At 58.0% G+C, this 12,245-nt stretch carries 12 protein-coding genes and 1 pseudogene; 2 read left to right on the forward strand and 11 right to left on the reverse strand.

What is annotated here, in order from left to right:
* Positions 1-53: 53 nt before the first annotated feature.
* From ACUN0E_RS15180 to ACUN0E_RS15210, 7 genes are all read right to left on the reverse strand, one after another.
* The gene (locus ACUN0E_RS15180) at positions 54-1,202 is read right to left on the reverse strand and encodes a CaiB/BaiF CoA transferase family protein (RefSeq protein ID WP_445567118.1); all 1,149 of its coding nucleotides are present in this window, start codon (positions 1,200-1,202) and stop codon (positions 54-56) included.
* 74 nt (positions 1,203-1,276) lie between these two features.
* The gene (locus ACUN0E_RS15185; RefSeq protein WP_445567119.1) at positions 1,277-2,428 is read right to left on the reverse strand and encodes an acyl-CoA dehydrogenase family protein; all 1,152 of its coding nucleotides are present in this window, start codon (positions 2,426-2,428) and stop codon (positions 1,277-1,279) included.
* A 66-nt stretch (positions 2,429-2,494) separates the two neighbouring features.
* Entirely contained in the window at positions 2,495-3,322 is an 828-nt protein-coding gene (locus ACUN0E_RS15190) for an SDR family NAD(P)-dependent oxidoreductase (protein ID WP_445567120.1), read from the reverse strand.
* A gap of 23 nt (positions 3,323-3,345) precedes the next feature.
* Positions 3,346-3,762: a MaoC family dehydratase gene (locus ACUN0E_RS15195; protein WP_445567121.1), complete on the reverse strand. Its 417-nt coding sequence runs from the start codon at positions 3,760-3,762 to the stop codon at positions 3,346-3,348.
* A gap of 18 nt (positions 3,763-3,780) precedes the next feature.
* Positions 3,781-4,224, reverse strand: coding sequence for a MaoC family dehydratase N-terminal domain-containing protein (locus tag ACUN0E_RS15200; RefSeq protein ID WP_445567122.1), 444 nt, complete (start codon positions 4,222-4,224; stop codon positions 3,781-3,783).
* A 32-nt stretch (positions 4,225-4,256) separates the two neighbouring features.
* The gene (locus tag ACUN0E_RS15205) at positions 4,257-5,438 is read right to left on the reverse strand and encodes a lipid-transfer protein (protein ID WP_445567123.1); all 1,182 of its coding nucleotides are present in this window, start codon (positions 5,436-5,438) and stop codon (positions 4,257-4,259) included.
* Positions 5,439-5,638: 200 nt separating this feature from the next.
* Positions 5,639-8,236, reverse strand: coding sequence for a LuxR C-terminal-related transcriptional regulator (locus ACUN0E_RS15210; protein ID WP_445570446.1), 2,598 nt, complete (start codon positions 8,234-8,236; stop codon positions 5,639-5,641).
* A gap of 411 nt (positions 8,237-8,647) precedes the next feature.
* Between ACUN0E_RS15210 and ACUN0E_RS15215 the strand changes: the two genes are divergently transcribed.
* Entirely contained in the window at positions 8,648-8,878 is a 231-nt protein-coding gene (locus ACUN0E_RS15215) for a hypothetical protein (protein WP_445567124.1), read from the forward strand.
* 69 nt (positions 8,879-8,947) lie between these two features.
* On the opposite strand, the pseudogene ACUN0E_RS15220 reads toward ACUN0E_RS15215, so the two are convergent.
* From ACUN0E_RS15220 to ACUN0E_RS15235, 4 genes and pseudogenes are all read right to left on the reverse strand, one after another.
* Positions 8,948-9,100, reverse strand: a pseudogene (locus ACUN0E_RS15220) (aldehyde dehydrogenase family protein); the annotation flags it as partial.
* A complete protein-coding gene (locus ACUN0E_RS15225; RefSeq protein WP_445567125.1) occupies positions 9,055-9,255 on the reverse strand; it encodes an aldehyde dehydrogenase family protein in 201 nt (66 codons plus the stop codon). The gene ACUN0E_RS15225 and the pseudogene ACUN0E_RS15220, both read right to left, overlap by 46 nt.
* Positions 9,252-10,610 (reverse strand): MmgE/PrpD family protein, encoded by a 1,359-nt coding sequence (locus ACUN0E_RS15230; RefSeq protein ID WP_445567126.1) that lies wholly within the window; start codon positions 10,608-10,610, stop codon positions 9,252-9,254. The genes ACUN0E_RS15225 and ACUN0E_RS15230 overlap by 4 nt, the downstream gene beginning before the upstream one ends.
* Before the next feature lie 39 nt (positions 10,611-10,649).
* On the reverse strand, positions 10,650-10,832 hold the full coding sequence (locus tag ACUN0E_RS15235) for a hypothetical protein (protein ID WP_445567127.1): 183 nt from the start codon (positions 10,830-10,832) through the stop codon (positions 10,650-10,652).
* Positions 10,833-10,952: 120 nt separating this feature from the next.
* Here ACUN0E_RS15235 and ACUN0E_RS15240 point away from each other — a divergent pair, with 120 nt between their 5' ends.
* Positions 10,953-12,227 (forward strand): M20 family metallo-hydrolase, encoded by a 1,275-nt coding sequence (locus ACUN0E_RS15240; RefSeq protein WP_445567128.1) that lies wholly within the window; start codon positions 10,953-10,955, stop codon positions 12,225-12,227.
* Positions 12,228-12,245 lie beyond the last annotated feature (18 nt).

Below are 12,245 nucleotides of genomic sequence, written 5' to 3' on the forward strand. Positions count from 1 at the left end.
GTCTCCTATCATGCAGGATCGGCAGCGTTGCGCCGGCCGCTTCGATACCATGCTCAGATCGTGTTGGTGTCTTTGAGAGTTTGAATCTGCGCCACATCCACTCCCCAATCGGCCAAAATTGATTCAGTGTGCTCCCCGGGACGTGCAGAGGGACGCGGCGTAACGGGCGGGGTTCGACTAAAGCGTGGCGCAGGCGCCGGCTGCACCACGCCGTCAATGGTCACGAACGTTCCCCGGGCCTGATTGTGCGGATGCATGGGCGCTTCGTCCAGGTCAAGCACCGGTGCAAAACAGACGTCCGTACCTTCAAGCAACGAGCACCATTCGGCGCGAGTCTTCAGGCCAAAAACAATCGCGAGCTTTTGCTTGAGTGCCGGCCAACGCTCCACATCCAACTGTGGATGAAAGTCCGGATCGTCGATGCCGCACAGATCAAGCAGCAATACGTAGAAACGGGCTTCAATAGGACCAATCGAAATATACTTCTGGTCTGCACATACGTACGTATCGTAGAAATGTGCTCCGCCGTCGAACAGATTCGTGCCTCGTCGATTCGTCCATACGCCGGCGGCCTTCATGCCGTAGATCATCGCGGCGAGCAGCGCGCTGCCGTCGGTCATCGCCGCGTCGATGACTTGCCCATTCCCGGAGCGGCGCGATTCAAGCAACGCGCACACCACACCGAAAGCCAGCAACATCGCTCCGCCACCAAAATCACCGACGTAATTCAATGGCGGCACCGGTGGTGTGTCCGGACGGCCGATCGGGTGCAGTGCTCCACTCAAAGCAATGTAGTTGATATCGTGCCCCGCCGCTGAGGCCAATGGCCCGGTCTGCCCCCAACCTGTCATGCGGCCATAAACAATTCGCTCATTGCGTTGCATGCAGACATCCGGGCCGAGTCCCAAACGCTCCATTACCCCTGGTCGATAGCCCTCAATCAGAGCGTCAGCCTGACCGATAAGATGTAACAGGACATCGATCGCACCCGGATTCTTAAGATCGATGGCCAGGGAGCGCCGGCCTCGAGCAAGCACGTCGCCTTCCCCGGGAATCGACAACCGTACCTTTGTCTCGTCGACACGCTTCTGGTCGATGCGGATAACCTCCGCCCCCATGTCGGCCAGCATCATGCCGCAGAACGGTGCGGGACCAATGCCGACCATCTCGACGACCTTGATCCCTTCGAGCGGACCTGCCATGTTAAATCACCCCATTCATAGCCCAACTGTACAATTCCACCCTCTGACTCGCAGTCGGCGGCGCTCATTGATCGCTACAAGCTGCGCGCAATGATCTCCTTCATGATTTCACTCGTTCCGGCGAAAATGCGCTCCACGCGCACATCGGCATACATTTGCGCAATGGGATATTCGAGCATATAGCCGTAGCCTCCGAACAACTGCAGGCACTCGTCCACTACCTTTCCCTCAACCTCCGTGAGCCACAGTTTCCCCATCGAAGCAGTTTCCGTGTCCATCGTGCCGTCGATAACTCGCGCAATGCAGTGGTCAACAAAAACCCGGCCGATCCGTGCCTGCGTTTTCACTTCGGCGAGCTTGAATCGCGTGTTCTGAAGCTGTAACAACGTACCGCCGAACATCTTTCTTTCGCGTGCGTATTCGACGGTGATTTCTAATGCTCGCTCTATGGTCGCCGCCGCGATCACGGCAAGAACTGTGCGCTCATAAGGCAAGTCGCTCATCAGTTGCGAAAAGCCTCGACCCTCTATTCCGCCGAGCACTCGCCCCGTCGGAACGCGAAGGTCGTCAAAGAACAGCTCCGTCGTGTCGGCAGACTTTTGGCCGATCTTCTCGAGCAACCGACCAATGCGATAACCAGGGTCCTGCTTCGCCTCCACGACGAACAGCGAGATACCTTTTGCGCCTGCCTGGGCATCCGTCTTGGCCACCACGACAACCAGATCGGCATGGTGGCCATTACTGATGAACGTCTTGGACCCGTTGATGACGTATTCGTCGCCGATTCTATCGGCGCGCGTTTGCACACCTTGCAGGTCGGAACCCGCACCTGGCTCGGTCATGGCAATCGCACCGATCACGTTTCCAGATGCCATACCCGGGAGATACTTATTTTTCTGCGCTTCCGTTCCGTGATTAAGAATGTAGTGCGCAACAATGCAATGAACGGAAAGTACAGCACAACAACCCCGATCGCTCAAGCGGGCCAGCTCTTCCAGCAAAACGGCAAGATGCGCGAACGTGCCACCGGCTCCACCGTATTCCTCAGGAACGTCAGGCAGCATCAAGCCCAGTTCACCAAATTTGATCCAGAGCTCGCGGTCGATGTAACCCCGCTCACGCCATCGTTGGGCATGTGGAAGCACCTCTGCTGCGAGAAAGCGTCGAGCTGTATCGCGATAGAACACCAGATCGGGATCCATCCACGGTGAAACATAGGAATTCATATCTCTATCCTGATATTTTTCTTCACAGAGGAATCGCGGAAACTTTGCGTTACCCGCATGTCGGTGTCAGATTCGTACACCACCGCCACATACCACTACCTGACCACTCAGATAGTCCGACTCCGGGATACACAGCATGTACACCGAATTGGCCGCATCTTCCGGAGTACCGGCGCGTCCAAGCGGGATGGCATGCTCCATGGCCTTCATCAAATCCGGATTCACCCCGACCTTGATGTCGCGCCCGTCAATGTTGAGCATCGCGTTACCGTCTGCGGTCGCTTCAGTGAGACGAGTCTTGATCAAGCCAAAGGCCACACAATTCACATTAACCTTTATGCGCCCCCACTCCTTGGCTAGCGCCAATGTCATTCCGACGATGCCGGCTTTTGCCGTCGCATAGTTGGTCTGACCGGCGTTGCCTCCCAAACCTGCAACAGAGGAAACGTTGACCACCTTACGATACACATCAATGCCCGCTTCGCTTTCGGCCTTTGACAAACTGCGCATGATCGGTTGGGCGGCTCGCAAAATCCTGAATGGGGCAGTCAAATGAACATCGAGGATGCCGTACCACTGCTCATCAGTCATCTTCTGGATCACGCTGTCCCACGTGTAGCCGGCGTTATTTACGATGATGTCGAGACCCTTGTACTTTTCCACTGCAGTCCTGACGAATCGCTCGGCGAAATCCGGCGCGGTTACGCTACCTATACAAGCAACTGCATCGCCTCCTCCCTTACGAATGATTTCCACCACCTCTTGAGCGGGATCCTCATCCAGATCGTTGACCACCACTCGCGCACCCTCTGAGGCAAGCTTGAGCGCGATCGCGCGCCCGATGCCGCGTCCAGAACCGGAAATCAACGCGACCTTGTCTTGCAGTGTTGCCATGCCACACTCCGTATCGATCGGGATCAAAACGCTATCAGCGCGTCGCCTATAATCCTCAGTTCACCAAATTGGTTAGCGGTCTGCAGTTGCACCTTGATAAGCCGCTCACCATCACGCTCGTTTTTTTCCGTAACCTTTCCCGAGCAGGTAATGACATGCCCAAGATGAGTGATGCCAGTGAACCGTGCATTGAACTCGCGGATCTGCTTCTGCGGTACCCAGTTCGTAAGCAAACGCCCCAGATAAGCCATCGACAACATGCCATGAGCGAACACATCCGGCATTCCCGCGCGGCGGGCCACATCAATATCGATATGGATGGGATTGTGATCGCCGGATGCGCCGGCATATAGCGCCAGTGTCGTTCGATTGATGGGAGGCAGAACCAGTTCGGGTAGGGCCTGCCCGACTTCGATAGTCTCGTAACTCATGTTCATCATGATCTCTGTCTCCATTCGTCAGACATTGCGATAAACAATGACCGATTTCATGTCCGCTACATGAAGCGTATTCTGGTTCGTCACTCGCGTGTTCTTCACTACAAACTCGAGAGCGCCACCTTTTTTTTCGTAGATGTCCTCGATGCGCGTCTCGAACGTCAACTGGTCCCCGGTCTCGATCGGGGCGTGATAGATGAACGACTGTTCGCCATGAAGCACCCGTTGGATATCCATGCCGATTTCCCGCCACCAGTCAAACGGATCCGGACGCTCCAAGTCGAGGCACATCAGAAAAGTCGGCGGGATCGGCATCGAGCCGTACCCTGCCACTTTCGCTGCAGCTTCGTTGCTGTAGACAGAATTGGTCTCGCCAATTATTTTGATGAAGAGGCTCAAACGTCCTGCCTCGACTGTCACGCTATGGACAGACACGACGCGGCCGATATGTTTCCTGTCGAGCATGTGCGTAAGTTTCTCCAGGATGACGGGGTACGTTAGTCGGCCCGATACAGGGTAACCACGCATGCGCCGCCCAGCCCGAGGTTGTGCTGGAGCGCGATGCGCGCGCCGTCCACTTGCCGGGCGGCGGCCGTTCCTCGCAACTGGTGAGTCAGTTCATAGCATTGTGCGAGCCCAGTTGCTCCAAGCGGATGCCCTTTCGACAAGAGGCCACCAGACGGATTGACGACGAATTTGCCGCCATAGGTGTTGTCGCCGTCCTCGATGAATTTCTCAGCCCCACCCGTCGGACACAAACCCAAAGCTTCATAAGTGATCAATTCGTTCTGCGCGAAGCAGTCGTGCAATTCGACCACATCCACATCGGTCGGATCAATCGAAGCCGCTTCGTAGACGCGGCTTACAGCCTCCCGCGTCATGCCAGCGCCCACCACCTCAATCATGTCTCGCGCAGCAAAGGTCGTTTCACGATCGGTGGTCATCGCCTGACCGGCGATATAGACCGCGGTATCGATGCCATTCGCCTTGGCAAATTTCTCGGAAACCAGAAGTGCTGCGGCCGCGCCACAAGTGGGCGGGCAAGCCATCAGGCGTGTCATCACGCCGGGCCAGATCATTTTGTCGCTCAGCACGTCTTCCGCGGTCACGACCGTTCGGAACAATGCAAGCGGATTGTTAGCCGCATGCCTGCTCGCCTTTGCCCGCACCTTCGCAAACGTCTCCAGACGAGTACCGTACTTTTCCATATGACTCAGCCCGGCGCCGCCGAAATATTTCAGTGCAAGGGGCATGTTGGGCACGTCGACCAGTTCTTCAGCCGCCTTGTCAAAACTTTCGAACGCTGAGGGCCTGTCGTCGAAAACCGTGCCCAGCGCGCCAGGGCGCATCTGCTCGAAGCCCAATGCCAGCACGCAATCCGCCGCGCCGCTCGCGACCGCCTGATGAGCGAGGAACAGCGCGGTCGAACCGGTTGCACAGTTGTTGTTGACGTTCACGATCGGAACACCAATCATGCCTACCCGATACAGTGCTTTCTGGCCGCTGGTTGAATCGCCATAGACATACCCTGCATACGCCTGTTGAACTCGCCCATACTCGATCCCCGCGTCCTGAAGCGCGAGCCGCGCCGCCTCGGCGCCCATCACATCGTAAGGCGCGTTTGCACCGGGTTTGGTAAAAGGGATCATGCCCACACCGGCAACGTAGACTCTGCTCATCGTTCGGCTCCTCGTTCTGGATGATGAAATCAATGCTCTGGTAGACCTGCGATCGATTCCGACGCGAGTGCGATGGACCCGAGCCTGTCAGTACCGGAGCGAATAACTTGATTTTCAACCCACCCGGGGGTGACACCCCCCGTCCGAACGGATAGTTTTTGAGCGTACGACTGCTAGTGTTTTCCCTTAGCAGATTGTGATCAGGAGATCAAGCCTGCGCTGCGGGCTATCGCGATCGCCTGCGTGCGGTTGTTCGCACCTAGCTTGGCATTGATATTGCGCAGATGAAATTTGACTGTTGCTTCCGAAATGAACAATTTCTCAGCAATCACGCGATTCCGATTGCCGTCCACCAGCAGGCGCAGAACCAGAACCTCGCGTTCTGTCAACACTTCCTTCGTCTCACTCGATGCTGCTCGCTGAATTAGTGTGCCCTCAGTGGACATTGAACCGAAGGCGGACAGTATTTCTGCAAAGAAAGCCGTGGGCACGCAATCCGAAACCCCGCCTTCATCGTTGCCGAGTCGGTCGCGAAGATTTCGAATAAGACTCGCGACCGCCGGGCCTTCTTCAATAAATATTTGTATGAAGCCGTCCCGGCTCGCCATATGCAGTACTTCGGTGAGCACCTGCATGGCCGAGCCCTCCTCGAAACACCGACTCAGGGCTAGCGCATTGAGTATCTTTAGTTTCATCACTCGTCTGACGTGCCCGTCCTCCTCCGCCCGCTGAATCAGCATTTTAATCTGATTCAATGCGTTTTCAGCATCACCACGATAGATAAGCAATCGCACACGAGATATATCCAATGACTCGATATCGGTAGTCCACATCTGGCGGCCGCCAAACTGAGGCCACGCTTGCGGATTGCCCGCGTATTGAATATATTCTTTAGCAGTATTCAGCTGCCCGTCGAGCAATGCCAACCGGCTTCGTTCAAGCCATGCTGTAGCGACTAAGCGAGGCAACCCTCCGTGATGCCCCAGTTGTTCCAGGTCGGCTAACAGCTTCAAGGAGCGCTCGCCCTGAGACCGGTTGTGCGCAATTCTGGCTAGTAAGATATGGCTGCTGATCAACAGATCCGGAAAACCGATTTCCGTGGCGATCTGAATGGACGCGATTAGCAATCGCTCCGCCTCATCTAGCTGACCTGCTTCATAAAATGCCTCGGCGAGGAACACGGCCGCACCCGCCTTGCTGCCTGTCATATGGTCGCGTTCCTTCGTCGCAATCTCGTAAGCTTGCCGATTGCTCGCGATAGCATTGCGGAGGCGACCTCGTGCCAGATTGATAATCCCGTATCCACATTGCGTGTAAGTCATGCCAAAAATGCTTCCTAGCTCGCTGTGCTGCTGCATGGCGATGTCCAACGCCTGTTGCGCCTCGCGAAATCGGCGGTCTTTTATCTGGCTGTATGCAAGAATCGTTGCAAGCCATGCCTCGGCAAAGGTGTGCGTCGCAACTGATGGCGTGCTTTGCATTGCAAGTCGATAACACTGCTCCACATGATCGGTTCTCAGCAGGATAACGGCGCGCAATGCCGCAATTTCGCTGTGCAGGTCCCCATCAAGTGAAGAGCCGATAGCACCCTCAAACAATGCATCCAGCAGCGCATTTGCCTGTTCATACTGCCTCAGAAACATCATGGCCCATGCATATGCAATTCGCAGCCTGGGAAATTCGTCAAGTAATCCGGTAGGCAGGGCACCAAGCCAACGGCAGAGCAATCTGAACCTCCCTTCACGAAGCAATCGGTTTGCATGCGTACTCAGCAGCGACAGGGCGAATTTAGTCTGACCGGCCGCCAACGCGTGATCGATGGCCTGCACCACCATTGCCTGAGTGAGATACCACTCCGATGCCAGGAAGTGGAGTCGTGGTACGTCATCCGGATAGAGGACCGCCAGCCGGCCCCGTAGAAACGCGCCGAACAGGCTATGGTATCGATATTGGTACCGCGTCGTGTCCAGCGGCAATACAAACAGGTTTTCGCGTTCGAGATGGGCAAGTAACTCCTGGCTATTGTTCCGCCCCAAGACCGCGTCACATAATGGCGCGCTCAGCTGGTCAAGGATGCTCGTCCTCAGCAAGAATTGTCGTGTTTCCTCCGGCTGATGGGCCAACACGTCCTCAGCGAGATAGTCGGCAATGTTCGCGTGAGCACCGGAAAAGCTCCTGATGAAATGGCCGGCGTCCGTTCTTCCTGCAAGCGAAAGGGACGCAAGCTGCAAAGCAGAGGCCCAACCTTCTGTCCGCTTCTGCAGTTCGCCAATTTCAGATTCTCCTAGCGAAAGCCGTTTCTTGTCGAGCAGAAATACCGTTGTTTCCTGAAGAGAAAAACGAATATTTTCTGACCCGATCTCAAGCAATCGCCCATTTGCTCGCAGGCGCGCAAGGCCGACGTCGGGAACACTTCGCGAGCCGATCACAAGCTGGGCATTCGCCGGAAGATCCTTGATCATCTTGCGCAGGTGTTCCAGAGTTTCCGCGTCGCGTATATGCTCGAACTCGTCGATAAACAACGCGAAGCAATCGTGATACGCGGTCATGCTCTCGGTCAACGCAAGAACAAGGTCACCGATCACGGCATTGGCGTCAAATAGCGATTGGCCTGTTGTCAGCGGCTCGGAGGTCGGATCGATTTGCCAAAAAGCAGCGGCAAGGTAGGTAAAAAACCGCTTGGGATCGGCATCGTCAGCATCGATGCGCAGCCATGCTGACGCGACTCCCTGTTGTTTCAGGCTTTCGTAATACTGGCCCAGCAGTGTCGTTTTGCCAAAGCCTGCGGGCGCACACACCGATACCAAGGTCGGCCAGCCTCCAGACCGGATTAGATCTTGCAGACGGGTTCGGAGAACCTCGGAGGGTAGAGAAAGTGGTGGCGCAAGCTTCGAGGACAAGAGTCGCATGGGTACATTCGCGCCTTCGAACACTCTCTGCGGCGCTCAACATTAGGGAAACGTATGCACTATACCCGTGTGCCAACCGCGTCGCGGCATCGCAGACTCCTGCTCGGGGTGCGTTCGCGCAGCGTGCCGGATCAACGTCGTGGTGTTGAGCGGGTATCGATCGCCCATCGTGGATGGACAGCCATGAACAACATCATTTGGATGTGTCGGCAACAGTCGTAACTAACCCTACTCCTGGGTGCGGTCAGCATAGTGAAGCGCGCATTGAATGTGACCAACAAAGGGTTCAGTGCGCACCCGATGAGTCATCATTCCGGCGAGGAATTGCTGTGCATGCCGTCCGCTTCGATTACGTTACGCCTCGCGCGGTGCGAGGAAATCCAGGAGGCCGGTGATAGTGCGCACTTCAATGCGGGGACACCGTGCAAGATCACTTACACGAAGGGGGCGCCCGCACAGCTATCGAGCGTAATTTTTCCGGACGGAAGCGACGAACCCGCAGCCGGGCCGTCGAAAGCCACGCGGCGCTGAACGAATTTCAGGTTGGCGGGAAAGCGGCGGCGCCTATAAAAGCGCGTCGCCGTCCCGTCCTGGCGAACTTTAGCGCAGCCGCATTGGCGTGGACTTCAGCTCGATGTACTTCTCCAACGCGTGCACCGACTTGTCGTGGTCGTTGCACGATTGCTTGTAGCCGCCGAACGGGAAGTTCATGTCGCCGCTTTCATCGTAGCAATTGACCCGGACCGTAGCAGCCGCCGCATTCGCCGCGCGATCAAGGTCGCGGCATCGGGCATCACGATGTTGGGCGACTTACCGCCGAGTTCGAGCCAGACGCGCTTCAGGTTCGACTTGCCGGAGGTGTGTTGCGCGATGTGCTCTGCGGATGTCTCGAGCTTAGGTAAACTCACCCACAGAATAGCTGCGTAAGCTCATTCACATCGACGTACTCTTCAGTATGCTCAAGCGACACGTAGAGCCCGTCGGCTTCGTCGCGAGACCATCGATGCGCCGTGATCCGTTCGAACTTCGATTGCAGTTCACCGCCGGCAAAAGGTTGATCGAAGTCACCGGGATAGCGGTGCGCCGAGCCGCGCAACCGCTCCTGGTTGTCGAGCGTAATTTCGATCGCAGTAAATCGGGTCTTGTCTCCGTCGTCCGGTGTGACGGCGTGGTTCGTCTTGAGCGAAACACGCTTCGCCAAAGCGAGAATGTCGGCGTTGGCCACAGCGGGCTGATCGAACATCGCGATATCCGCGTCGCCGTGATAAAGCCACGTCGCAACGACGAACGGTATCGAAAATCTAGCGGCGATTGTATTGACCGGCGCGACGTTGCTCATCGCCCGCGCGCCGTCGGGCACCTGAACGCGTACCTTCGTTACCCGCCGGAATAATTCCGGCGTCCGGCCGCCTGGCCCAAGCGCCGCGGAGAGCGCCTCCAGTGCGCCCTGCGTGTCACGGCAACACGCGTAGCGTTTCATGAAATTGTGCGACAGCGCCCACTGCGTGCCCAGACCATCGACCAGTTGCGTCGCGTCGAAGCGCTCGCCCCATATGCGTCCGAAGACCGTCTCGAGATCATCCGGGCCGCCGGTGATGCCGGCCATGGCCAGATTGCAACATAGCAGCGCGGTGGATCCGGCCATCCCCGCGTAGATGTTCCTGATCGTCCCCCCGTCAAGCGGAGCTTGCCGGCTCGCCGCGATCGCACTCGATGCACTGATCGAAAGCAGCGACGCATAGTGAACCGCATCGAGGCCATGAATCCGGGCCGCCGCGACTGCGCCACCGCACACGCCCCACGTGCCATGCGGATGAACTTCCGCTCGAAGCGTGCTTGCCGCGCCGATGCGTGCGGCGACTTCATATCCCACGACGAGCGCGGCAAGCAGTTCCGCGCCGCTGGCATGACGCGCCTCAGCCATCGCCAGCGCTGCGGGCACAACGTGAATCGCGGGATGACCACCGGAGCCATAATGACCTTCGTCGAGCTCCGCCCATGTGCCCGCTGCACCATTGAACAGGGCTGCATGCGCGGGCGTGGTCCGCACGGCAGTGCCCAGCATCAGCGCGTTACCGGCAGGCGCTTCGGCACGCAGGAATTCCAGTTCCGGCGCGCCAGCCCCCGCGACGCAGGCCCCAACCGTGTCGGCCAACACCACCGCGGCATGCCGCCGCACCGGTTCAGGAATGTCGTCATAACGCACCGACGCGGCGAACTCACACAGGCGCGCTATCGCGCGCTGCGTTTGGTCTTGACTCATGGCATTCTCCAGCAGGCAACCCGGTCGGAACGTCTGGGCTCAGGGGCGCTCGCCCGCTAACCAGTCGTAGGCGAAACGCGCCACTACTTCCGTGGCGAGGCGCAGATCGGCGACTTTGATCCGTTCGTTCGCACGATGCACGTTGGCGTCCAGCGGATCTTTCGGCCCCGTGCCGTAGAGAATCGTCGGTACCCCGGCCGACGCGTAATGTCGCGCATCCATCAGGTGTGGGCTGCCTCGCGGACCCCGCGGGGTTTCGACGGCGCAGCCACGTTGCCGGTTTCGGCGCGCTATCGCCAACGAAGCCGGTCTTCTGAACTGGACTTTCTGGAGTTGCATCCCATGAGCACCACTGTCACGCCCGCCAGTACCGACATTGCGCGAGCTTCTTCTTTCGTCGATTCAGACCGTCTGTGGAAACGGCATCTCGTGATGGCCAGACTGGGGGCCACACAGGCAGGCGGCGTCACGCGTCTCGCATTAAGCACCGAAGATATCCAGGCACGCGTCCAGTTACGCGATTGGGCGCACGATCTCGGTTTCGCGTTCGCCATGGACGACATCGCGAACGTGTACATCCGCCGCCCTGGCCGGCGAGACGATCTGCCGCCGGTGATGACGGGTTCACACATCGATTCCCAACCGGCCGGCGGACGCTTCGACGGTATCTACGGCGTACTCGCCGGGCTCGAAGCGCTGGAGGCCATTGCGGCGGCCGGCATCGAGACCGGGCGATCCATCGAGGTCGTCGGCTGGACCAATGAAGAAGGCGCTCGGTTCGAGCACTCGCTGATGGGGTCGAAAGCGTACGCATTTCCTGAGCGGCTCGACACCTTGCTCGAGATCAAGGATCGCGCCGGAGTATCAGTGCGCGAGGAAGTCAGACGCACATGGCAGACGCTGGGGGAAACGTCGCGACGCGTACTGGGCGCGCAACCCAAAGCCTACCTCGAAGCGCACATCGAACAGGGACCCATCCTCGAGACACAGGGCAAGCGCGTCGGCATCGTAACCGGCATCCAGGGATGGCGCCGCTTTGTCATCCGCATTACCGGCGAGGCCGCGCATGCCGGCACGTCGCCTCAAGCTTCACGCAAGGACGCGCTGATGGCCACCACGCGGGTGATCCATGCGCTGAGCCAGTTGATGGCCGATCCCGACGACATCGTTCGTTTCACTGTCGGGCGTTTCAACGTATTGCCGAACTCGCTGGCGGTCGTGCCCTCATCCGTCGAATTCACGATCGACTTCCGTCACCCTGACGAGCAGGTATTGACCGTGCGCGGCGATGCAATCGAAGCAATCCTGCATGAACAGGCACAACCGTGCGTTGCAGAGTTGAGCGAAATCTCGCGTGAAAAACCGATCAGGTTCGCCGACGACGCGTTTGCCGCCGTGCGCACGGCGGCTCACGGTCTCGATCACGCCCATATGGAAATCTATTCTGGCGCCGGACATGACGCGCAGAACATGTTCAAGCTCTGCTCGACCGGGATGATCTTCGTTCCTTGTGAAAAGGGGATCAGCCATAACGAAGCGGAGAACGCCACGCCCGAGGATCTCGCGGCCGGCGCGCAGGTTCTCAGCGACGCACTGGTCACGCTCGCCGGTCAATGATCGGCTGACGCCCTCCGT

It is taken from the genome of Paraburkholderia sp. D1E, assembly GCF_052682275.1.

What these genes read in the sequence shown, in the direction of transcription:
- ACUN0E_RS15180 (WP_445567118.1), bottom strand. Translation starts at nt 1,202, where the DNA reads ATGGCAGGTCCGCTCGAAGGGATCAAGGTCGTCGAGATGGTCGGCATT.
- ACUN0E_RS15185 (WP_445567119.1), bottom strand. Translation starts at nt 2,428, where the DNA reads ATGAATTCCTATGTTTCACCGTGGATGGATCCCGATCTGGTGTTCTAT.
- ACUN0E_RS15190 (WP_445567120.1), bottom strand. Translation starts at nt 3,322, where the DNA reads ATGGCAACACTGCAAGACAAGGTCGCGTTGATTTCCGGTTCTGGACGC.
- ACUN0E_RS15195 (WP_445567121.1), bottom strand. Translation starts at nt 3,762, where the DNA reads ATGATGAACATGAGTTACGAGACTATCGAAGTCGGGCAGGCCCTACCC.
- ACUN0E_RS15200 (WP_445567122.1), bottom strand. Translation starts at nt 4,224, where the DNA reads ATGCTCGACAGGAAACATATCGGCCGCGTCGTGTCTGTCCATAGCGTG.
- ACUN0E_RS15205 (WP_445567123.1), bottom strand. Translation starts at nt 5,438, where the DNA reads ATGAGCAGAGTCTACGTTGCCGGTGTGGGCATGATCCCTTTTACCAAA.
- ACUN0E_RS15215 (WP_445567124.1), top strand. Translation starts at nt 8,648, where the DNA reads ATGAGTCATCATTCCGGCGAGGAATTGCTGTGCATGCCGTCCGCTTCG.
- ACUN0E_RS15230 (WP_445567126.1), bottom strand. Translation starts at nt 10,610, where the DNA reads ATGAGTCAAGACCAAACGCAGCGCGCGATAGCGCGCCTGTGTGAGTTC.
- ACUN0E_RS15235 (WP_445567127.1), bottom strand. Translation starts at nt 10,832, where the DNA reads ATGGATGCGCGACATTACGCGTCGGCCGGGGTACCGACGATTCTCTAC.
- ACUN0E_RS15240 (WP_445567128.1), top strand. Translation starts at nt 10,953, where the DNA reads ATGAGCACCACTGTCACGCCCGCCAGTACCGACATTGCGCGAGCTTCT.